Genomic DNA, 20346 nt, shown 5'->3' with positions numbered 1-20346 from the left:
CGTCCGGCCCGGCGTTTGCGACGCCGCTTCGCGCCTGCCCATCGGGCAGGCGCCGTCCCGCCGGACCGGGCGGGGACGGCTTCAGGGCGGCACGCGGAGACGATGCGCATGAGCAACCTGGGCAACGACACGCCGGCGACCTCGCAGGAGTCCAAGCAGCTCCTCCACCTCGTGTTCGGCGGCGAGCTGACCGACCTCGACAGCGTGACCTTCCGCGACCTCTCGAAGCTCGACGTGGTCGGCATCTTCCCCGACTACGCCAGCGCCGCCATGGCCTGGAAGGCCAAGGCGCAGCAGACGGTCGACAGCGCCCAGACGCGCTACTTCATCGTGCACCTCCACCGGCTCCTGCAGCCCTGAGACGCACCCTTGCGCCCGCGAATGCAGTCTCCGTGCGTGTGAAAGCCGGGGACTTGCGCATTCCGGCGCACATGAAAGCATTGTGACGGTATCCCGGCACTGGTAAGAGCCTCGCCCGTCACACGAGAGCATCGTCGCGCGAGGGGCCCGCATTCGCGCGAAGCTCGATGCGATCCTCCTCAACCCGGCGTGCGCGGGCTCGATTCGAGCGCCGCGCGGCAGCGCCGGGGTCTCGGTGCGGGCCACGATGGAAGCACGATGAAATCCTCGATCAAGATCGTCGCCGGCAACGCGAGCCGCCCGCTGGCCGAGGCGATCGCGGCCTATCTCGAGAAGCCGCTCGCGGTCTGCTCGGTGCGGCGCTTCGCCGACATGGAGATCTTCGTCGAGCTCCAGGAGAACGTGCGCGGCGAGGACGTGTTCATCGTCCAGTCGACCTCGTTCCCGGCCAACGATCACCTGATGGAACTGCTCATCATGATCGACGCCGCGCGGCGCTCCTCGGCGCGGCGAATCACCGCCGTGCTGCCCTATTTCGGCTACGCCCGCCAGGACCGGCGCACCTCCGGCCGCACCCCGATCTCGGCCAAGCTCGTTGCCAACCTCATCACCGAGGCCGGCGCCGACCGGGTGATGACCCTCGACCTGCATGCCGGCCAGATCCAGGGCTTCTTCGACATCCCGACCGACAACCTGTTCGCCGCCCCCGTGATGGTGCGCGACATCAAGGAGCGGCTCGACCCCGCCGACATGATGGTGGTGTCGCCGGACGTCGGCGGCGTGGTGCGCGCGCGCGCCCTCGCCAAGCGCATCGACGCGCCGCTCGCCATCGTCGACAAGCGCCGCGAGCGGCCGGGCGAGTCCGAGGTGATGAACATCATCGGCGAGGTCGAGGGCCGCTCCTGCATCCTCGTCGACGACATCGTCGATTCCGGCGGCACCCTGGTCAACGCCGCCGAGGCCCTGCTCGCCAAGGGCGCCAAGGACGTCTCCGCCTACATCACCCACGGCGTGCTCTCGGGGGGCGCGGTGTCGCGCATCGCCTCCTCGAAGCTCAAGGAGCTGGTCATCACCGACTCGATCCAGCCGACCGCGGCCGTGAAGCTCGCCCGCAACATCCGGGTCGTCACCATCGCGCCGCTGCTGGGCGAGGCCATCGGGCGCACCGCCGACGAGTCGAGCGTCTCGAGCCTGTTCGTCTGACGGACCGGCTCCGCCGCCCGTCCGGCGGCGGAGCGTCCCAGGGAACGACAACAACCCCCCGCGGAGTCGGCCCGGCCGCGAAACCGGTTTGCGCCGGACCTGAGACGCGCCTATATATCGGGCGATTCCCTCACAGCGTGAGACAGGCCGTCCTGACCATCACGGGACGCCGGCGGGGCCCTCGGCTCCGCCCCGGGCGTCCTGTCGCGCCGAGGGGCCGTGTCGCAAGGCCGCTCCGCGACGGAGCGGCAGGCCGCGTTCCGCGCCGCCGGAACGCCCGAGGAGGTGTGGTATGTCCCAGGGCCCGTTGATGCCGAAAGCGACGGCCGTCTGGCTCGTCGAGAACACGTCGCTGTCCTTCGATCAGATCGCCGATTTCTGCAAGCTCCACCCCCTCGAGGTGAAAGGCATCGCCGACGGCGAGGTGGCGGCCGGCATCAAGGGCCTCGACCCGGTCTCGACCGGCCAGCTCACCCGCGAGGAGATCGAGCGGGCGCAGAAGAACCCGAGCCACCGCATGAAGGTGGCGGTCTCCAAGGTGAAGCTGCCCGAGGTCAAGCGCACCAAGGGGCCGCGCTACACCCCCCTCTCCCGCCGCCAGGACCGGCCGAACGCCATCCTGTGGCTGCTGCGCAACCACCCGGAGCTGAAGGACGCACAGGTGATGCGCCTCGTCGGCACCACCAAGTCGACGATTCAGCAGATCCGCGAGCGCACCCACTGGAACTCGGGCTCGCTGCAGCCGATGGACCCGGTGACCCTCGGCCTGTGCTCGCAGATCGACCTCGACTTCGAGGTCCAGCGCGCCGCCAAGGACCGGCCGCTGGTCGAGTCCGCTGAGGGCGGTGCAACCCTGATGCCGCCCGAGCTCTCGGTCCTGCCGGAACCCGAGGACCGCGACGAGGATCGCCGCCCCGGCCGCGACGAGCGCCTGGACGCCGATTCGGTCTTCGCGCGCCTGAAGCCGATGCGGAAGGGCGAAGAGGACGAGGACGACGAGTACTGAGCGCGGACGGCTCGCACGCCGTCTCGGTATCCGAGCCTGGTTCGTCGCCAAGGCTGACGCGGTCCTCCTTCCCGTCCGAGGGGAAGAGGACCGCTCCCGGATGAGAGGCGCCGGGTAACCGGCGCCGATCACGTCTCGAACAGCGATCCCTGAACGGCGCCTGCCGCGGGCGCCTTTTTCGTGTCCGCCGCCGCGTCCTTGCGCCTGGCCGCCCGGCGCGGGGCGGGACGGGCAGGCTCCGGCGGCGTCTCCGGTGCTCCCGCGCCCTCCACCACGGCCGACACCCGACCGTCGGCGAATTCCAGCGCGACGCGACCGGCAGCCCGCGCTCCGTCCGCCGACCCGACCGGCCTGCCGGCCCCGTCGAGCACCAGGGCGTAGCCGCGGGCGAGCACCGCCCGGTAGTTCAGGCTGGAGAACAGGGCGGTCGCCCGCGACAGCCGCCCGGACAGGCGCTCGAGCCCGTGGCCCGGGGCCTGTCCCAGCCGGCGCGACAGCCCGCTCAGGCGCTCGCCCTGCACCGCCAGCACGCGCTCAAGGGCGTGGCGCGGGCGGTGGTCGATCGCCGCCAGGCGCTCGCGGGCGCGGGCGAGGCGCAGGGACGGCGGGTTGCGGGCGAGACCCTGGAGCGCCCGGTTGAGGCGCGCCTGCGCGTCGCGGGCATTGGCGGCGAGCGCCGGGGCGAGGCGTGCCTCCGCGAGGTCGAGGCGCTGGCGCTTCTGCGCGAGCAGCCCCTCCGGGCCCGGCAACGCCCGCGTCAGGCCGCGCAGCTCAGCCCTGCGCTGCTCGACGAGGCGCAGGAGCGCGCCGGCATGGCGCCGGCTCAGGGAATCGAGGTCGGCGAGCAGCTCGTGCAGCACCGGCACGGCCATCTCGGCGGCGCCCGTCGGGGTCGGCGCCCGCCGGTCGGCGGCGTGGTCGATCAGCGTGACGTCGGTCTCGTGCCCGACGGCGGAGATCAGCGGGATCGCGCTCTCGGCGGCGGCCCGCACCACGATCTCCTCGTTGAAGCACCACAGGTCCTCGATCGAGCCGCCGCCCCGGGCGACGATCAGCACGTCCGGCCGCGGCACCGCGCCGCCGGGCTCCAGCGCGTTGAAGCCCCGGATCGCCGCCGCGATCTCCTCGGCCGCGCCCTCCCCCTGCACCCGCACCGGCCAGACCAGGACGGGCCGCGGGAAACGGTCGGCGAGCCGGTGCAGGATGTCCCGGATCACCGCGCCGGTGGGCGAGGTGACGACGCCGACGACCGCCGGCAGGTAGGGCACCGGCCGCTTGCGGGCGGCGTCGAACAGCCCTTCCGCGGCGAGCACCCGCCGGCGCTCCTCGAGCAGCGCCATCCAGGCGCCGGCCCCGGCCGGCTCCAGGGAATCGATCACGATCTGGTAGGCGGACTTGCCCGGATAGGTCGTGATCCGCCCGGTGACCACGACCTCCAGCCCTTCCTTGGGCTTGTGGCGCAGCCGCAGCATCGTGCCCTTCCAGACCACCGCGTCGATCTTGGCGCCGCCGTCCTTGAGGCAGAAATAGGCGTGGCCCGAGCCGTGCGGGCCGCGGTAGCCCGAGATCTCGCCCTTCAGGCGCACGTGCCCGAACGCGTCCTCAAGCGTGCGCTTGAGGGCGGTCGCCAGTTCCGTGACCGACCATTCGGGCGCGTTGGCGAGGGGAGTTGAGAGAGCGGAAGCCGACATCGGATGCCAAGGCTACCGGCTCGGGCGGGGCCGCGGAAGGCCGTCGCGGCGCTTGAGGCGGCCAGTGGCCCCCGCGCATCAGTCCCGGTCGCCGCGGGCCCGGTTGCTGCCCGGGCGCCGGCCCCCTAAACCGTCGCGCCAGAGACACACGCTTCGTTCCGGGACGGCCATGCGCGACCAGCACCCCCTCACCCTCCTGCTGATCGGCTCCGGCGGGCGCGAGCACGCCCTGGCCTGGAAGCTCGCCCGGAGCCCGCTCTGCCGCCGCCTGCTGGTCGCCCCCGGCAATCCCGGCACCGCGTCCCACGGCACCAACCTGTCTCTCGACGTGAGCGACCACGCCGCGGTGATCGCCGCCTGCCGGCGCGAAGGCGTCGATCTCGTGGTGGTCGGCCCCGAGGCGCCGCTGGTGGCGGGCCTGGTCGACGCCCTGGCCGAGGCCGGCATCCGGGCCTTCGGGCCGAGCGCCGCGGCGGCCCAGCTCGAGGGCTCCAAGGCCTTCACCAAGGAGCTGTGCCGGGAGTTCGGCATCCCGACCGCGGCCTTCGCGCGCTTCCGCGAGGTCGCGCCGGCGCTCGCGCACCTGCGGGCCGGCCGGGTGCCGGTCGTCGTCAAGGCCGACGGCCTCGCCGCCGGCAAGGGCGTGGTGGTGGCCGAGACCCTGGCGCAGGCGGAAGAAGCGGTCGAGAGCATGCTCGGCGGCGGGCTCGGGGCCGCCGGGGCCGAGGTGGTGATCGAGGAGTGCCTCGTCGGCGAGGAGGCGAGCCTGTTCGCCCTCTGCGACGGCACCCGCGCGGTGCTGCTTGGCACCGCCCAGGACCACAAGCGCGTCCACGACGGCGACAAGGGCCCGAATACCGGCGGCATGGGCGCCTACTCCCCCGCCCCCGTGCTGACGCCGGCCCTCGAGGCCGAGGTGATGGAGCGGATCATCCGCCCGACCCTCGACGGGATGCGGTCGCGCGGCACGCCCTTCGCCGGCATCCTCTATGCCGGGCTGATGCTGACGGAATCGGGCCCGATGCTGATCGAGTACAACACCCGGTTCGGCGACCCCGAATGCGAGGTGCTGATGCCACGCCTCACCTCCGACCTCGTGCCGCTGCTCACCGCCGCGGTCGACGGCGACCTCTCGGGCGTCGCGCCCGCGTGGCGCGACGAGGTGGCGCTGACGGTGATCATGGCAGCGCCCGGCTATCCCGGCCCCGTCGCCAAGGGTTCGGAGATCCGGGGCCTGGCCGACGCCGAGGCGGCGGGCGCCCTGGTGTTCCAGGCCGGCACGAAGAGCGACGGCGAGCGGCTCCTGGCCGATGGCGGCCGGGTCCTCGCCGTCACAGCGCTGGGGCGCGACGTGCGGGAGGCGCAGGCGAGGGCCTACGCCGCCCTCGACCGGATCGACTGGCCGGAAGGGTTCTGCCGCCGGGACATCGGCTGGCGCGCCGTGGCGCGGGAGACCTGAGCCGGGCTCCTGCGTTAACCTCGGCGGTCCCGCGCGCCGACGCGGGCCCTGACAGTGGGGAGCGCCCGATGCCCGCCGACCTGTTTCCCGGCTTCACGTCGCACTGGATCGACCTGCCCGACGGACGCTTCTTCGCCCGGGCCGGGGGCCCGGAGGATGCGCCGCCCCTCGTGCTGCTGCACGGCTTTCCCCAGACCCACGCCTGCTGGCACCGGATCGCCCCGGCGCTGGCGAGCACCCACCGGGTGATCTGCCTCGACCTCAAGGGCTACGGCTGGTCCGCCGCGCCCGCCGGCGACGCGGGCCACGAGGCCTATTCCAAGCGCCGGATGGGCCAGGAGGTGGTCGCCGTGATGGAGCGGCTCGGCCATGTTCGCTTCGGCCTGATCGGCCACGACCGCGGCGCCCGGGTCGGCTACCGCCTCGCCCTCGACGAGCCGGGCCGGATCGCTCATCTCGCCCTCCTCGACATCCTGCCCACGGTCTCGCAGTGGCGGAAGATGGAGGAGGAGCCCGGGGCCTACCCGCACTGGCGCTTCCTGGCGCAGCCGGCGCCCAAGCCGGAGCAGGAGATCGGCCGCGCCCCGATCCCGTACTACGAGGATCTGCTGCGCCTCTGGACCGGCGACGGCAGCCTCGACGCCTTCTCCCCCGGCGCCCTCGACCTCTACCGCCAGAGCTGGAACGTGCCCGATCGCATCCACGCTGCTTGCGAGGATTACCGCGCCGGGGCCGGGCCCGACCGGGCCGCCGACGAGGCCGACCTCGCTGCCGGCCGCCGCCTCGCCGGCCCCGTCCTGGTACTGGTGGCGGACCGCTTCGTCGGCCGCAACGGCCTCGATCCGGTACGCCAAGCCTGGACCGGCACCTTCGCGCCCGAGGGCACCGCCTTCGAGATCGTCCCGTCGGGCCACTTCGTGCCCGAGGAGAACCCGCAGGCGACGCTCGCGGCGCTGGAGCGCTTCCTGCAGGCCTGACCCCGCTGGACAGACCCGCGCGGAGCGGATGCCGGTCCCACGGCCAGGACCGTAGCGCGCGCACCCGGCCTGGGGCACAACCCGCCCGGGCACCCCCTCGGTGCCCGGGGAAATGTCCCGTGGGTCTGATCTACGCGCTCGGCGCCTTCCTGAGCTGGGGCATCGTCGTCCCGGTGCATTTCCGCCTGCTCGACGGGGTGCCGGCCTGGGGCATCCTCGCCCACCGCATCGCCTGGTCGGGCCTGTTCGTCGCGCTCCTCCTCGTCGCCCTGCGCCTCTTCCGCCCGGCCGGGCGGCCCCGCTTCGCCTTCGAGCGGCGCCACGGCTTCCTGCTGCTCTCGGCCGTGATCATCGCCGGCAACTGGTCGCTCTATCTCTGGGCGGTGCAGAACGGGCGGATGCTCGATGCGAGCCTCGGCTACTTCATCAACCCGCTCGTCAGCGTGGCCCTCGGCGCCGTGGTGCTGAGGGAGAGCCTGCGACCGCTCCAGCTCGCGGCGGTGGGGCTCGCCGCCATCGGCGTCACCGCGGCGGTGGTGGCGGCCGGCACCCTGCCCTGGGTCGCCCTGGCGCTGGCCGTGAGCTTCGCGGTCTACGCCCTGATCCGCAAGATGGTGCCGATCGATCCGATCCTCGGCCTCTTCGCGGAGACCGTCGTGCTCCTGCCCGCCGCTCTCGCCTACCTCGCCGTCGCGCCCACGCCGCCCACGCAGGGGACCGGGCAATGGCTGCTCCTGATGCTTACCGGCGTCACCACCGCGGTGCCGCTGATGTGGTTCGCCGCCGCGGCCTCGCGCCTCAAGCTCTCGACCATCGGGCTGCTGCAGTACCTCGCGCCGTCCTGCCTGCTGATCCTGAGCGTGGTCGTCTACGGCGAGTCCCTGCCCCCGTCCCGGGCCCTGGTCTTCGGGCTGATCTGGGCGGCCTTGGCGCTCTACGCGTTCGACGCGGCGCGTCCGCGGCGCGCCGCGACCTTGGCGCGGGCACCCGGGCCTGAGGATCGCCCAGCCTGACGCAAGCTCCGGCGGTCAAGCTTCCCCCGTCCAACCATAATCGCGGAGCTTCCTGCCTTCCGTGACGAATCGGCGGGGGCGCGATGATCCTGGACGACGCGAAGACGAGGGACGAGGCCGGGCCACACCCGATCTGGCTGGTGCTCGGCCCCTGGGCGGTGTTCGCCCTGGTGGTGGGCGGCTTCCTGGCGCGGTGGCTGCCGTAGAAGCCGACGTCGGTCCGTCGAACCGACGCCGGCCCGGACGCTTCACCGTGTCGTCCCGGAAGCGCGCAGCGGAACCCGGGACGACGACGCTGGCGGGGACCGGACCCGCCGGGCGCGTTGCGCCCTGCGCTACGTCAGCATCTGCAGGTCGCCGTCGATCGCCAGCGCCTGGCCCGAGATGGTTTTGCCCCGGTGGGAGGCCAGGAACAGGATTTGGTCCGCGAGCTGGCGGGCGGTGACGTACTCCTTGATCGAGGCCGCCGCGAAGGCCGCCGCCTCCATCTCGGAATAGCTGATCCCGCGCTGCTGTGCCTTGGCCTCCAGCACCCGGCGCTGGCGGTCGCCGGCGACGATGCCGGGCAGCACCGCGTTGACCCGCACGCCGTCGGGCCCGAGCTCCCGCGACAGCGACTTGGTGAAGCCGACCACCGCCCACTTCGCGGCCGCATAGGGCGTGCGCAGCGGGAAGCCGAACCGGCCGGCCACCGAGGACAGGTTGATGATCGACGGGTTGGCGCTCGCCCGCAGGAGCGGCACCGCCAGGCGCACGCAGTTGAACTGGCCGGTGATGCAGATGTCGAGGGTGCGGTCCCAGTCCTCCGGGTTGATCTCCTCGACCCGGCCGGTCGGCCCGGCGATGCCGGCGTTGTTGACGAGGCAGTCGAGCCCGCCGAGGGCGTCCGTCGCCTCCGCGAACAGCCGGGCCACGTCGTCGCGGGAGGCCACGTCGGCGTAGGTGCCGCTGATGCCGGCCGGCAGGGCCGCCAGCGCCTCCCGGTCGACGTCGCAGACGTGGACCCGCGCGCCCTCCTCCACGAAGGCCTGCGCCACCTCGAGCCCGATGCCGCCGGCCCCCGCGGTGACCAGCACCTTCAGGCCGTTCAGTCCCATCTCCATGGTCTCTCTCCGTTCTCGGGGCGCGGGGCGCCGGGGTGTTTCCGTGTGTCAGGGCGCGAGGCGCCCGGTCGTCTCGATGCGTCAGGGCGCGAGGCGCCCGGTCGTCTCGATGAAGGCGGCGCTGCCGGCGATGTCGGCGGCGAGCGCCGCGCGGGCGCCGTCAGGGTCGCCGGCGGCGAGGGCCACCACCAGGCGCGCGTGGTGCGCCTCCGCCCCGCCCTCGGCGAGGCGGCGGGGCGAGGACCGCATGTCGAGGTTGAGCACCGGGCCGATGCGCAGCCACAGGCCCTCGATGATCGCGATGAGCGAGGGCAGGCCGGCGGCGGCGTAGACGGCGAAGTGGAGGTCGCGGTTCGCCCGCATGGCCCGCTCCAGGTCGGGCTCCGGCGCCCGCACCTCGTGCCGGAACGCCGCGTCGTGGGCGCGGATCGCCGCGAGTTCGTCGGGCCCGGGAGGCCGCGCGGCTTCCGCCGCCGCGAACCCCTCGACCGCGATGCGGACCCGGGTCAGCTCGCGGAACTTCGTGAGCGTGATCACCGGCACCCGGACCGCCCGGTTCGGCAGCACCTCGAGCGCCTCGTCGGCGACGAGGCGCGACACCGCCTCGCGCGCCGGCATCATCGAGGTGCCGAGCCGCTCGGCGACCGTGCGCAGGGAGAGCCGCTCCCCCGGCGCCAGCTCGCCGGCGATCAGCAGGTCGCGCAGGGCGTCGTAGACCTGCGTCCCGAGCGTGATGCGCGCGAGGGGCGCGAGCCGCGCGACGCCGTCCGGGTCGGGCTGGCCCGCCTCCGCGCCGGGCAGGTCGCGCCCATGCAAGTCCCGTCTCTCCAAGCGACGGACCTCCCCTGCGTTTCCCCCTTTGCGCGTCCGCGGACGGTTTCGACCGTCTCGACAGGCGCGCCGTTTGATGCCAGCCTAAGTGTGATCACAGATCACGGCAACCCGAACGACCGTGATGCGATCCCGGGCAGGACACGCACCATGACGCAGGGCTTCACCCCCACGCGCCGCCGCCTCGTGCAGGGCGGTCTCGCTGCCGGCGCCGCGCTGGCGATGCCGGGCCTCGTGCGGGCGCAGGGCGCGCCGATTCGCATCGGCCACCTCACGCCGCGCACCGGCTTCCTCGGGCCGCTCGGCGAGTACGCCGTGATGGCGGCCCAGCTCGCCGCCGAGGAGATCAACGCCGGCGGCGGCATCAACGGCCGCAAGGTCGAGCTGCTGACCGAGGACTCGGTCAACCCGCAGACCGCCTCCGGCAAGGCCGAGCGCTATGTCGAGCGCGACAAGGTCGCGGCGATCGTCGGCGAGATCTCGTCGGCGTCCGCGCTCGCCATCGGCCAGGTCGCCCAGCGCGGCAAGACGATCTTCCTCAACACCGGCGCCAATTCGGACGCCCTGCGCGGGCCGGATTGCAAGCGCTACATGTTCCACATCGAGGGCGCCAACTCGATGTACGTCAAGGCGGTCGGCCGCTCCCTGACCGAGGCCGGCCTCGTCAAGGGCAAGCGCTGGTACTCGCTCACCGCCGACTACGCCTTCGGGCACGACCTCCTGCGCGTCGCCAAGGTGTTCATGCAGGGCCAGGGCGGCACCTTCGCGGCCGACGAGCTGGTGCCGACCGACGCTACCGACTTCTCGGCCTACCTCATCAAGATCCGGCAGGCGAAGCCCGACCTCGTGATCTCGAACCTCGCCGGCAACCAGATCACCAACTTCCTCAAGCAGTACGCCGAGTACGGCCTGCCCTTCCCGGTCGCCGGCTTCGGCTTCGACACCGCGCTCGCCTGGGGCGCCGGGCCCGGCAACTTCGCCGGCACCTGGCCCTGCCTGTGGCACCACAAGGTCGACACGCCCTCGGCCAAGGCCTTCGTCGCCGCCTTCGTCAAGAAGTACGGCAAGCCGCCGGAGAACCAGGCCTGGGGCGACTACAACGCGGTCAAGATCGTCGCCAAGGCGATGGCCGACACCCAGTCGACCGAAGGGCCGAAGCTGGTCTCCTACCTGGAGGGCGGCGCCAAGTTCGACGTGCAGAAGCCGCGCCCGGGCTACTTCCGGCCCCGCGACCACCAGTTCATCAGCGAGATGTACGCGATCACGGCCCTGCCCGCCGACAAGGTGAAGGACAAGTGGGACCTGTTCACCTCGACCCCGGCGATCCCCGGCGAGGGCGAGGACATGGAGGTGCTGGCCCCCACCGCCGAGGAGGCGGCGTGCAAGATGGAGGGCTGAGGCGCGCCGCGAACGGACCGGTCCCGTGCCCCTCCTCACCCTCGCCGTCGAGCAGGTCGTCAACGGCCTGTTCCTGGGCGCGATCTACCTGCTGATCGCGCTCGGCCTGTCGCTGATCTTCAGCTTAGGCGGCATCGTCAACCTCGCCCACGGCGCGTTCTACGCCGTGGGCGCCTACCTGACGATCGTGCTCTCGCCCGCCCTCGGCTTCGGCGGCTCCCTCGTCGCCGCGCCGGTCCTCGTCGCGCTGATCGGCCTCGCGGTCGAGCGCCTGCTCTTCCGCCGGTTCTACCGCGCCGACCCGATCCTCTCCCTGCTCCTCACCTTCGGCCTTGCCATGGTGGCCGAGCAGGCCCTGCGGATGATCTTCGGGGCGCCGCCCCTGCCGTACTCGATCCCGCAGGCCCTGCGCGGCCAGATCTTCGTCGGCGACTTCGTGCTCTCGCGCTACCGGCTCACCATCCTGGCGGCGGTGGTCGTGGCGGTGGCCGGCGTGTGGTTCCTGCTCCAGCGCACCACCTTCGGGCGCGTGGTCCGGGCCGGCGTCCAGAACCCCGACATGGTCGCGGCGCTCGGCATCTCGCTGAAACCCTACATGGCGACCGTGGTGGGTCTCAGCGTCGGCCTCGCGGCTTTGGCCGGGGTCATGCTGGCGCCGATCTCCGGCGTCCATCCGGCCATGGGTGCCGAGGTGCTGACCGGCGCCTTCGTGGTGGTGGTGATCGGCGGCCTCGGCTCGTTCTGGGGCGTGGTGCTGGCCGCCCTCATCGTCGGAATCGTCCGCGGCCTGATGGTGCTGGTCTATCCGGGCTTCGCCGAGGCCGCGATCTACGCCCTGATGGCGATCATCCTGCTCGTCCGGCCCCGGGGCCTCCTCGGCGAGCGCATCCTGCGGTTCGAGTGACGACCATGACGGACCGGAGCGAGAGACTCACCCTGCCGCTGATGGCGCTCGCCCTCGTGGCCCTGCCGTTCTGCCTGCAAGGCCTCGGGCTCACCCTGACCTCGGCCACCGACGTGGTGGTGTTCGCGGTGGCCTGCATGGGCCTCAACATCCTGGTCGGGCAGACCGGCCTCGTCTCGTTCGGCCACGGTGCCTTCTTCGGCCTCGGCGCCTACGCGGCGGCGATCGGCCAGCGGACGTTCTTTCCCGGCACCCTGCTGCCGCCGGCACTGTTCGCCCTCGCCCTCGTGGCCGCCGCCGCGGTGCTCCTCGGCCTGCTGATCCTTCGCAGGCGCGGGGTCTACTTCTCGCTCCTGACCCTGGCGCTCTCGGCCCTCTCCTTCACGATCGCCTTCCGCTGGACGGCGCTCACCGGCGGCGAGAGCGGCTACGGCGGCGTCGAGCGCCCGACGATCCTCGGCCTCGACCTCGACGCGGCCTGGACCTGGTACGGGATCGTGGCGCTCGTCGGCTTCGCGGTCGTCTACGGGCTCGCGCGCTTCCGCCGCTCCCCGGTCGGCACGGTGCTGGAGGCGATCCGCGAGAACGAGCAGCGGGCGCGCTTCCTCGGCTACCCCACCAACCGCTACAAGCTCGTCGCCTTCACGGTCTCGGCCACGGTGACGGGCCTCGCCGGCGTGCTCAGCGTCTTCACCCACCGCTTCGCCTCGGCCGAGCCGCTCGGCTCGGCCTTCTCCGGCGAGCTCCTCGCCATGGTGGTGATCGGCGGCATGCGCAGCCTCGCCGGGCCGGCGATCGGCGCGCTGTTCTTCATCCTGTTCCGCGAGATGCTGTCGATCTGGACCGCGAACTGGCTCTTCTGGTTCGGCCTCCTGTTCGTCGGCTTCATCCTGTTCTCGCCCGACGGGCTCGTCGGCATCGGCCGGCGCCTGTACAGGATGGTGCGCCCGCCCGCCACCGAGGACGCCGCCATGGCGGGCCGCCGGGCCGGCATCCCCGAGAACCTGCCGCCCTTCCTGCGGCCGGAGGGCTTCGTCGACGGGGTGATCCTGGCGGCGCGCGGCATCGCCAAGCGCTTCGGCGGGCTCAAGGCGGTCGACGGCGTCACCATCGCGGTGCGCGACCGGACGCTCCACGCCCTGATCGGCCCCAACGGCGCCGGCAAGACCACCGCCTTCAACCTGATCTCCGGCATGTACCGGCCGGACGCCGGCACGGTGACCCTGGCCGAGGCCTCGATCGCCGGCCTCGCGCCGGAGCGGATCTGCGCCGCCGGCATCGGGCGCTCGTTCCAGATCACCAACCTCTTCCCGGCCCTGTCGGTGGCGGAGAACGTCCGCCTCGCCGTGCAGGGGCGCAGCCCCCGCCGCTTCCATCCCTGGCGCGACGCCCGGGCCGACCGCACCGTTGCAGCCGAAACCGCCGAGATCCTGCGCTGGCTCGGCCTCGCCGGGCTCGAGCGGGCGGAGGCCGGCTCGCTCTCCTACGGCGGCCAACGCCTGCTCGACATGGGGGTGGCGCTCGCCACCAAGCCCCGGGTGCTGCTCCTCGACGAGCCGCTGGCCGGCCTCGCGGCCGCCGAGCGCACCCGCATCGGCGACATCATCAAGCGGGTCTCGACCGAGGTACCGGTGCTGATGGTCGAGCACGACATCGACCGGGTGTTCCAGATCGCCGACGCCGTGACGGTGATGAACGAGGGCACGGTGCTGGTCGACGGCACGGTGGAGGATGCCCGCACCAGCCCGCGCGTGCAGGAGGTCTATATCGGCTCCGGCACCGCCGCCATGGCGGCGAAGGCCCGCCCGAGCGCCGCCGAGCCGCAGGTTCTGCTCGCGCTCGAGACCGTCGACACCTACTACGGCAAGAGCCACATCCTCGCCGGCGTCACCTTCGACGTCCACGCCCACGAGATCGTGGCGCTCCTGGGCCGCAACGGCGCCGGCAAGTCGACCTGCCTCAAGACCATCACGGGCCTCGCGCCCCACGCCGCCGGGCACATCCGGCTCGGGACGGAGTCGCTCGACGGCCGCTCGGCGGCGGCGATCGCCCGGGCCGGCATCGGCTACGTGCCGCAGGGGCGCGGCCTGTTCGCCGGCATGAGCGTCGCCGAGAACTTGGAGCTCGGCCGGCTCAAGCGCCGCACCGGCAACGGCGTGCACTGGGACGAGGAGCGGGTGCTCTCCTACTTCCCGCGCCTGCGCGAGCGCTGGCGCACCCCGGCCGACTACCTGTCGGGCGGCGAGCAGCAGATGGTGGCGGTGGCCCGCGCCCTGTCCGGCGACGTGCGGGTGCTGCTCCTCGACGAGCCGTTCGAGGGCCTGGCGCCGGCGGTGGTCGAGAGCCTGTTCGAGACCTTCGACTCCTTACGCCGCGAGGTCTCGATCGTCATCGTCGACCACAACCTCGACCTCGCGCTCGCCCTCTCCGACCGCACCGTGGCGCTGGAGCGCGGCCGGGTGATGCATGTCGGCCCCTCGCAGGCCCTGCGCGACGACCTCGATCTGCGGCGGAAGGTGCTGTGGCTGTGAGATCCCCAACTGTTAGTTCTTGGGCATGATGCGCCCCGAAGGAGATTCCTCACCGATGCCAACCGTCGCCGTCGTCGGAGCCGGGCTGATCGGCCGGTCCTGGGCCGTGGTCTTCGCCCGAGCCGGGTTCGCGGTCCGCCTCACCGACGTCCATCCCGCGGCGCTCGCCGCCGCGCCCGAGCACATCGCGGAAGCCCTGCGCCAGCTCGAGGCGCACGGCCTCGTCGCCGACGTGCCGGCGATCCTCGCCCGGATCCGCACCTGCCCCACCCTGGCCGAGGCGGTGGCCGGCGCCGACCTCGTACAGGAGAACGGTCCGGAGACCGTCGAGGCCAAGCGCGCGCTCTTTTCCGAGCTCGATGCCCTCTGCCCGCCGGAGACGATCCTCGCCTCCTCGACCTCGGCCATCGTCGCCTCGCTGTTCACCGAAGGCCTCGCGGGCCGCGCCCGCTGCCTCGTCGGCCATCCGGTCAACCCGCCCCACCTCGTGCCGGTGGTCGAGCTGTGCGGCGCGCCCTGGACCGATCCGGCGGTGATCGCGCGCGCCCGGGCGCTCTACGAGGCCGCCGGCCAGGCGCCGGTGACGGTCCATCGCGAGGTCGAGGGCTTCGTGCTCAACCGTCTCCAGGGCGCCCTGCTGTCGGAGGCGTTCCGCCTCGTCGCCGAGGGGGTGGTGAGCCCGGCCGACCTCGACAAGACCGTGTCCGAGGGGCTGGGCCTGCGCTGGTCGTTCCTCGGGCCCTTCGCCACCATCGACCTCAACGCACCGGGGGGCGTGGCCGATTACGCCGCCCGCTACGGCGGCTTCTACGGCCGGCTCGCCGCTGATCCCGCCCCTGCCGCGGTGTGGTCGCCCGAGAGCGCCGCCCGCATCGTCGCCGCCTGGAACGGCGGCCCCGATCCCGCCCCGCCGGCGGAGCGCAGCCGCCGCCGCGACGCGCGCCTCGCTGCCCTCATGGCGCACAAGCGCGCCCAGTCCTGAAGGAGAGCCACCATGGCCAAGAGAAAAGTCGTCATCACCTGCGCCGTCACCGGCGCGATCCACACCCCCTCGATGTCGCCGCACCTGCCGGTGACCCCCGACCAGATCGCGGAAGCCGCGATCGGCGCGGCGGAGGCCGGCGCGGCGATCGTCCACCTGCACGCTCGCGACCCCAAGACCGGCAAGCCCGACCAGTCGCCCCAGGCCTTCGAGCCGTTCCTGAAGGTCATCAAGCAGCGCTCGAACTGCGTGGTGAATCTCACCACCGGCGGCGCCCCAACCATGGGCATCGACGAGCGCCTCGGGCCCGCAGCCCACTTCAAGCCGGAGGTCGCCTCGCTCAACATGGGGTCGATGAATTTCGGCCTCTACCCGATGCTGTCGCGCTTCAAGACCTTCCAGCACGATTGGGAGCAGCCCTATCTGGAGGGCTCGCGCGACCGGATCTTCAAGAACACCTTCGCCGATATCGAGCACATCCTGACCACCTGCGCCGAGAACGGCACCCGGTTCGAGGTCGAGTGCTACGATATCGGCCACCTGTACACGCTCGCCCACTTCGCCGATCGCGGCGTGATCAAGCCGCCCTTCTTCGTCCAGAGCGTGTTCGGCATCCTCGGCGGCATCGGCCAGCATCCGGAGGACGTGCAGCACATGAAGCGCACCGCCGACCGGCTGTTCGGCGACGATTACCGCTGGTCGGTGCTGGGGGCGGGCCGCAACCAGATGACCATCGCCGCCCAGGCGATCGCGCTCGGCGGCAACGTCCGGGTGGGGCTGGAGGATTCGCTGTGGATCGGCCCCGGCCAGATGGCCGAGTCCAATGCCCAGCAGGTCCTGAAGGCGCGTCAGATCATCGAGGGGTTGGGGCTCGATGTGGCGACGCCGGACGATGCGCGCGAGATCCTGGCGCTGAAGGGCGGCGACCGGGTGAATTTCTAGGAGCGGCTCGTGTCTCTCCCCGCTCATGGGGAGAGACATGGCAGAATACAGCGCTCCCGTTCCCGGACGACTGAAGCGTCGGCGGAAGGAGATCCGGGATCCAGCAGGAGACGTGCCGCGAAGCGGCTCTGCTTGTTGCACCGTTGCAGACACACGGACGCTTCGCGACGCCTTGCGCTGGACCCGGGTCCCACTCCGCTGTCGCTGCATGGGCCCGGGAAAGGGGTTGGCGCTCGTGCCGGGACGATCGCTTCTCGTCCCTACGGCACCATCGCCCCCTGCGTCTCGACATACACCGCGTAGACCGACGTGCTCGCCGTCATGAACAGCCGGTTGCGCTTCGGCCCGCCGAAGCAGAGGTTGGCGCAGGTCTCGGGCAGGTGGATCTTGCCGATCAGGTCGCCGGACGGCGTGTAGCAGCGCACCCCGTCCTCCTTCGGGTCGGCCCAGCCCATCGAGCACCAGACGTTGCCGTCGACGTCGGTGCGCACCCCGTCGGTGAAGCCCGGCGAAAAGCCCTCCGCGAAGACCCGGTCGCCGGTGAGCTTGTCGCCCTCGACGTTGAAGGCGCGGATATTCGCCCGCCCGCCATGGGTCGCGCCCGAATCGACGACGTAGAGGATCTTCTCGTCGGGGGAGAAGGCGAGCCCGTTGGGCCGGTCGATCCCTTCCGCCACCACCTTGGCCTGTCCGGTCGCCGGATCGAGCCGGTAGACCCGGGTCGGGAGCTCCGCCTTGTCCTTGTGGCCCTCGTAGAACCCGTCGATGCCGTAGCCCGGATCGGTGAACCAGACCGCGTTGTCGGAGGCCACCACCGCGTCGTTGGGGGCGTTGAGCGGCTTGCCGTCGAACTTGTCGATCAGCACCGTGATGCGGCCGTCCGGCTCCGTGCGGGTCACCCGGCGGGTGTCGTGCTCGCAGGTGATCAGCCGGCCCTGGCGGTCGCGGGTGTTGCCGTTCGAGTAGTTCGAGTTCGCCCGGAACACGCTGACATGGCCGTTCTCGAGCCAGCGCATGATCCGGTTGTTGGGGATGTCGCTCCACAGGAGATAGCCGCCGTCGCGGAAGTAGACCGGGCCTTCGGCCCAGCGGAAGCCGGTGGCGATGCGCTCGATGGCGGCGTTGCCGACCTTGTAGCGGAAGCGCTTGTCCAGCACCTCGACCCGCGGGTCGGGATAGCGGGTGCCGGGCAGGTCGCCGAGGGGCAGCCGGTCGGCCCGCGCCGCGACCGTGGTCGCCGCCAGGGCGGCGGCGCCCGCGAGGACGTCACGTCGGTTCATCACTCGTCTCCTCCCGTCCGGTCTTCGCGCCGGACGGGAGGAGTTTACGGAAGCCGGGCGCCGTGTCTCGTGGTTTTGCGGCTGGCGAGGCGAGATTGCCGCGGCCGGACGCGGGAGACAAAGTCGTGGACAGAGGTGGCCCGGGATGACCGGCGGCAAAGCATAGAGGCCCGGTGGTTCAGCCCCTCACCCCCGATACGCGTCCCCGTCCAGCCCGTGCGGCCGCCCCGCCGCCAGCAGCGTCTCCCACACCGGGTCGGGCAGCGGCACGCCCTCGGCCAGGCGCTTGGCCCGCGTGCGGCGCTCAGGCTCGCCGGGCAGCAGCACCTCGCCGCCGGGCACCGGCCGGGCGCTCTTGAAGAAGTCGAGATAGGCGCGGGTCTCGCGCACCATCGCGTCCTCGGAGCCGAAGGCCTCCGGCGTCATGTAGAGCGACAGCATCCCGTTGCAGAACCGCCGTGTCCCCGGCCCGGCGGTGCCCGAGCCGGTGAGCGCGCCGGCGAGCAACTCGCACATCAGGGCAAGGCCCGAGCCCTTGTGCTCGCCGAAGGCCCGGATCGCGCCCGCGCCGTTGCGGTTGTCGCGCTCCAGCCCGTCGAGGGGACCGTACAACGTCGCGGGATCGGCGGAGAGGCGCCCGTCCGGCTCGATCAGCACGCCCTCGGGCAGCGTCTTGCCGCCCTGCGAGGCGACCAGCACCTTGCCCTCGGCCACCGCGGAGGTGGCGAAGTCGAGGATCACCGGCTCGGCGCCCGCGACGGGAAAGCCCGCCGCGAAGGGCGCGGTCGAGAAGCGCCGGTCGACGGAGCCGAAGGGAGCGACGAGGAGGCTGCCCGCCACGTTGACGAAGTGCACCGAGACGAGGCCGGCGGCGGCCGCCTGCTCGGCCCACTCGCCGATGCGGCCGAGATGGCCGGCATGGCGCAGGGCCACGATGGCGACGCCGTTCTCCCGCGCCTTGCGGATGCCGAGCTCGGTGGCGAAGGGCCCGGCGGTCTGGCCGAAGCCGTAATGGGCGTCGATCAGCGCGAAGGCCGGGCCGTCGCTCACCACCTCCGGGGTGCGATCGGCCTCGACCTCGCCCTCCTGCAGCCATGCGACGTAGCGCGGCACCCGGATCACCCCGTGGCTGTCGTGCCCGGTCAGGTTGGCGGCGACGAGGTAGCGGCCGATCCGCTCGGCCTCCGCCTCCGAGCAGCCCTCGCGCGAGAAGATGTCCCGCACGTAGGCGGTCAGGCCGCTTGCTGCGATCTGCATGGGTCTCTCCCGATTCTTGCCGTTTCTTAGTTCTGGCGGCCGGGAGAATGGCCGCGACGCGGCCCGAGGTCGAGGGCGTCCGACGCAAACCAGACCCGGCATTTTTAATCCCGGGGGTGGACATGGCAGCGCTGCCGGTGTCTCATCCTGGCCAAGGCCGGGTCTAACAGCATCGGCCATTCGGGAGGATATCGCTGATGAGGACGACGCGCCGCGTTTTCCTGAAGAGTGCGGCCACGGTCGCGGCCACTGGTCTCGTCGCACCGTCGATCATCCGCCCGGCGGGCGCCCAGGGCGGCACCGTGCGCATCGGCATGGTGCTGCCGGTGACCGGGCCCGGTGCCGATGCCGGCCGCTTCGCCCTCAACGGCGCCAAGATCGCGCTGGAAGCCGTCAACAAGGCCGGCGGCGTCCTCGGCAAGCCGATGGAGCTCGTCACCGAGGACGACCAGACCACCAACCCGGGCGCCGTGCTGGCCTTCTCCAAGCTCGCCTCGCAGCCCGACCTCGTGGCCTTCATCGGGTCGATCCGCTCGACCCAGAACCACGCCATGGCCCCCGACATCCTCAAGACGGGCAAGCCCGTCGCCTTCGGCGGCACCGACCCGGTTCTGACCCAGCTCGGCAATCCCTGGCTGTTCCGGTTCCGGCCGAACGACAGCTTCTCGGCCCGGGTGATCGCCGAGTACGGCACCAGCACGCTCAACAAGAAGAAGTGGGCGATCATCCACTCGACCGACGCCTTCGGCACGAGCGGCGCCAAGGCGCTGACGGAAGCGCTCGGCAAGTCCGGCGCGACGGTGGCGCTCGACCAGGGCTACACCAACCAGAGCCAGGACTTCACGCCCGTCGTGCTGGCGATCCGCCAGTCGGGCGCCGACGTGATCGGCTCCTACTTCACCTTCGAGAACGATCTCGGCATCTTCGCCCGGCAGCTGCGCCAGCTCGGCGTGCAGGCGCCCTGGGTCGGCTCGGCCTCGATCGTCAACGTCACGGCGCTCAAGCTCGCGGGTCCCTCGCTCTACAACACCTTCGGGGTGGCCGATTACGCTGAGGAATCGAGCGACGCGGCGCGCAACTTCGGCAAGGCCTACCGGGCGGTGATGAAGCTCGCCCCTGACAACCAGTCCTCCTGGACCTTCGATGCCGTGACGGTGCTGGCGAAAGCCATCAATGCTGCCGGCAAGACCGACCCGAAGGCGATCCGCGAGGCGCTGCTCGCCATCCGCGGCCACGAGGGGGCGGAAGGCACCTACAACTTCGACCAGAACGGCGACGGCCTGCACGGCTACAACGTGGTGCGCAACGACAAGGGCAACATCGTCTTCGACAAGCGCATCGACTTCTACAAGGCCTGATCTTTCGACAAGCCTGACCGGGACGGCCTCGCGCCGTCCCGACGCCGTTTC

18 protein-coding genes are annotated in these 20346 nt (G+C 71.9%); 13 read left to right on the top strand and 5 right to left on the bottom strand.

Going from position 1 to position 20346, the window contains the following annotated elements; all coding sequences use genetic code 11:
* Window positions 1–108 precede the first annotated feature (108 nt).
* From VQ02_RS04770 to VQ02_RS04760, 3 genes are all read left to right on the top strand, one after another.
* Window positions 109–360, top strand: a complete 252-nt coding sequence (locus VQ02_RS04770; protein ID WP_048443033.1) for a DUF4170 domain-containing protein — start codon at window positions 109–111, stop codon at window positions 358–360.
* A 258-nt stretch (window positions 361–618) separates the two neighbouring features.
* Window positions 619–1563, top strand: a complete 945-nt coding sequence (locus VQ02_RS04765; protein ID WP_048443019.1) for a ribose-phosphate pyrophosphokinase — start codon at window positions 619–621, stop codon at window positions 1561–1563.
* 292 nt (window positions 1564–1855) lie between these two features.
* Window positions 1856–2569, top strand: a complete 714-nt coding sequence (locus VQ02_RS04760; RefSeq protein ID WP_048443018.1) for a DUF1013 domain-containing protein — start codon at window positions 1856–1858, stop codon at window positions 2567–2569.
* A gap of 128 nt (window positions 2570–2697) precedes the next feature.
* Here the strand turns inward: VQ02_RS04760 and xseA are convergent, their stop codons facing one another.
* Window positions 2698–4260, bottom strand: a complete 1563-nt coding sequence (xseA, locus tag VQ02_RS04755) for an exodeoxyribonuclease VII large subunit (RefSeq protein WP_048443017.1) — start codon at window positions 4258–4260, stop codon at window positions 2698–2700.
* Window positions 4261–4429: 169 nt separating this feature from the next.
* Here xseA and purD point away from each other — a divergent pair, with 169 nt between their 5' ends.
* The 4 genes from purD to VQ02_RS39695 all read left to right on the top strand — a co-directional run bounded on the left by purD (window position 4430) and on the right by VQ02_RS39695 (window position 7915).
* A complete protein-coding gene (gene purD, locus VQ02_RS04750; protein WP_048443016.1) occupies window positions 4430–5719 on the top strand; it encodes a phosphoribosylamine--glycine ligase in 1290 nt (429 codons plus the stop codon).
* Between the two features lie 68 nt (window positions 5720–5787).
* Complete coding sequence (locus VQ02_RS04745) at window positions 5788–6696, top strand: alpha/beta fold hydrolase (RefSeq protein WP_048443015.1); 909 nt, start codon at window positions 5788–5790, stop codon at window positions 6694–6696.
* A gap of 119 nt (window positions 6697–6815) precedes the next feature.
* Entirely contained in the window at window positions 6816–7709 is an 894-nt protein-coding gene (gene rarD, locus VQ02_RS04740; protein WP_048443014.1) for an EamA family transporter RarD, read from the top strand.
* Window positions 7710–7792: 83 nt separating this feature from the next.
* Window positions 7793–7915: a hypothetical protein gene (locus VQ02_RS39695; RefSeq protein ID WP_280818933.1), complete on the top strand. Its 123-nt coding sequence runs from the start codon at window positions 7793–7795 to the stop codon at window positions 7913–7915.
* A 129-nt stretch (window positions 7916–8044) separates the two neighbouring features.
* Here the strand turns inward: VQ02_RS39695 and VQ02_RS04735 are convergent, their stop codons facing one another.
* Complete coding sequence (locus tag VQ02_RS04735) at window positions 8045–8812, bottom strand: SDR family oxidoreductase (protein WP_048443013.1); 768 nt, start codon at window positions 8810–8812, stop codon at window positions 8045–8047.
* 81 nt (window positions 8813–8893) lie between these two features.
* A complete protein-coding gene (locus tag VQ02_RS04730) occupies window positions 8894–9628 on the bottom strand; it encodes a GntR family transcriptional regulator (RefSeq protein WP_245239627.1) in 735 nt (244 codons plus the stop codon).
* Between the two features lie 165 nt (window positions 9629–9793).
* Here VQ02_RS04730 and VQ02_RS04725 point away from each other — a divergent pair, with 165 nt between their 5' ends.
* The 5 genes from VQ02_RS04725 to kce are packed head-to-tail and all read left to right on the top strand — an operon-like array spanning window position 9794 to window position 16400.
* Window positions 9794–11041: an ABC transporter substrate-binding protein gene (locus VQ02_RS04725; RefSeq protein WP_048443012.1), complete on the top strand. Its 1248-nt coding sequence runs from the start codon at window positions 9794–9796 to the stop codon at window positions 11039–11041.
* A gap of 25 nt (window positions 11042–11066) precedes the next feature.
* The gene (locus VQ02_RS04720) at window positions 11067–11945 is read left to right on the top strand and encodes a branched-chain amino acid ABC transporter permease (protein WP_048443011.1); all 879 of its coding nucleotides are present in this window, start codon (window positions 11067–11069) and stop codon (window positions 11943–11945) included.
* Between the two features lie 5 nt (window positions 11946–11950).
* Complete coding sequence (locus VQ02_RS04715) at window positions 11951–14476, top strand: branched-chain amino acid ABC transporter ATP-binding protein/permease (protein WP_048443010.1); 2526 nt, start codon at window positions 11951–11953, stop codon at window positions 14474–14476.
* 55 nt (window positions 14477–14531) lie between these two features.
* Window positions 14532–15458, top strand: a complete 927-nt coding sequence (locus VQ02_RS04710) for a 3-hydroxyacyl-CoA dehydrogenase (protein WP_048443009.1) — start codon at window positions 14532–14534, stop codon at window positions 15456–15458.
* Between the two features lie 12 nt (window positions 15459–15470).
* Complete coding sequence (gene kce, locus VQ02_RS04705; RefSeq protein WP_048443008.1) at window positions 15471–16400, top strand: 3,5-dioxohexanoate:acetyl-CoA acetone transferase; 930 nt, start codon at window positions 15471–15473, stop codon at window positions 16398–16400.
* 260 nt (window positions 16401–16660) lie between these two features.
* On the opposite strand, the gene VQ02_RS04700 is transcribed toward kce, so the two are convergent.
* Together VQ02_RS04700 and VQ02_RS04695 are read right to left on the bottom strand one after the other, a co-directional pair.
* Window positions 16661–17680 (bottom strand): SMP-30/gluconolactonase/LRE family protein, encoded by a 1020-nt coding sequence (locus VQ02_RS04700; RefSeq protein ID WP_083469054.1) that lies wholly within the window; start codon window positions 17678–17680, stop codon window positions 16661–16663.
* A 186-nt stretch (window positions 17681–17866) separates the two neighbouring features.
* Window positions 17867–18937: a malate/lactate/ureidoglycolate dehydrogenase gene (locus tag VQ02_RS04695; RefSeq protein WP_048443007.1), complete on the bottom strand. Its 1071-nt coding sequence runs from the start codon at window positions 18935–18937 to the stop codon at window positions 17867–17869.
* 197 nt (window positions 18938–19134) lie between these two features.
* Between VQ02_RS04695 and VQ02_RS04690 the strand changes: the two genes are divergently transcribed.
* The gene (locus VQ02_RS04690) at window positions 19135–20295 is read left to right on the top strand and encodes an ABC transporter substrate-binding protein (RefSeq protein WP_048443006.1); all 1161 of its coding nucleotides are present in this window, start codon (window positions 19135–19137) and stop codon (window positions 20293–20295) included.
* Window positions 20296–20346 lie beyond the last annotated feature (51 nt).

The sequence above is a fragment of the Methylobacterium variabile genome (assembly GCF_001043975.1).
GTDB lineage: Bacteria > Pseudomonadota > Alphaproteobacteria > Rhizobiales > Beijerinckiaceae > Methylobacterium > Methylobacterium variabile.
The sequence above is the reverse complement of the archived record's forward strand: the minus strand, read 5'-3'. Positions and strand labels throughout refer to the sequence as shown.

Bases quoted from the DNA above. Each gene is read 5' to 3' on its own strand.
- VQ02_RS04770 (WP_048443033.1), top strand. From the start codon at position 109: ATGAGCAACCTGGGCAACGACACGCCGGCGACCTCGCAGGAGTCCAAG.
- VQ02_RS04765 (WP_048443019.1), top strand. From the start codon at position 619: ATGAAATCCTCGATCAAGATCGTCGCCGGCAACGCGAGCCGCCCGCTG.
- VQ02_RS04760 (WP_048443018.1), top strand. From the start codon at position 1,856: ATGTCCCAGGGCCCGTTGATGCCGAAAGCGACGGCCGTCTGGCTCGTC.
- xseA (WP_048443017.1), bottom strand. From the start codon at position 4,260: ATGTCGGCTTCCGCTCTCTCAACTCCCCTCGCCAACGCGCCCGAATGG.
- purD (WP_048443016.1), top strand. From the start codon at position 4,430: ATGCGCGACCAGCACCCCCTCACCCTCCTGCTGATCGGCTCCGGCGGG.
- VQ02_RS04745 (WP_048443015.1), top strand. From the start codon at position 5,788: ATGCCCGCCGACCTGTTTCCCGGCTTCACGTCGCACTGGATCGACCTG.
- VQ02_RS39695 (WP_280818933.1), top strand. From the start codon at position 7,793: ATGATCCTGGACGACGCGAAGACGAGGGACGAGGCCGGGCCACACCCG.
- VQ02_RS04735 (WP_048443013.1), bottom strand. From the start codon at position 8,812: ATGGAGATGGGACTGAACGGCCTGAAGGTGCTGGTCACCGCGGGGGCC.
- VQ02_RS04725 (WP_048443012.1), top strand. From the start codon at position 9,794: ATGACGCAGGGCTTCACCCCCACGCGCCGCCGCCTCGTGCAGGGCGGT.
- VQ02_RS04715 (WP_048443010.1), top strand. From the start codon at position 11,951: ATGACGGACCGGAGCGAGAGACTCACCCTGCCGCTGATGGCGCTCGCC.
- VQ02_RS04710 (WP_048443009.1), top strand. From the start codon at position 14,532: ATGCCAACCGTCGCCGTCGTCGGAGCCGGGCTGATCGGCCGGTCCTGG.
- kce (WP_048443008.1), top strand. From the start codon at position 15,471: ATGGCCAAGAGAAAAGTCGTCATCACCTGCGCCGTCACCGGCGCGATC.
- VQ02_RS04700 (WP_083469054.1), bottom strand. From the start codon at position 17,680: ATGAACCGACGTGACGTCCTCGCGGGCGCCGCCGCCCTGGCGGCGACC.
- VQ02_RS04695 (WP_048443007.1), bottom strand. From the start codon at position 18,937: ATGCAGATCGCAGCAAGCGGCCTGACCGCCTACGTGCGGGACATCTTC.
- VQ02_RS04690 (WP_048443006.1), top strand. From the start codon at position 19,135: ATGAGGACGACGCGCCGCGTTTTCCTGAAGAGTGCGGCCACGGTCGCG.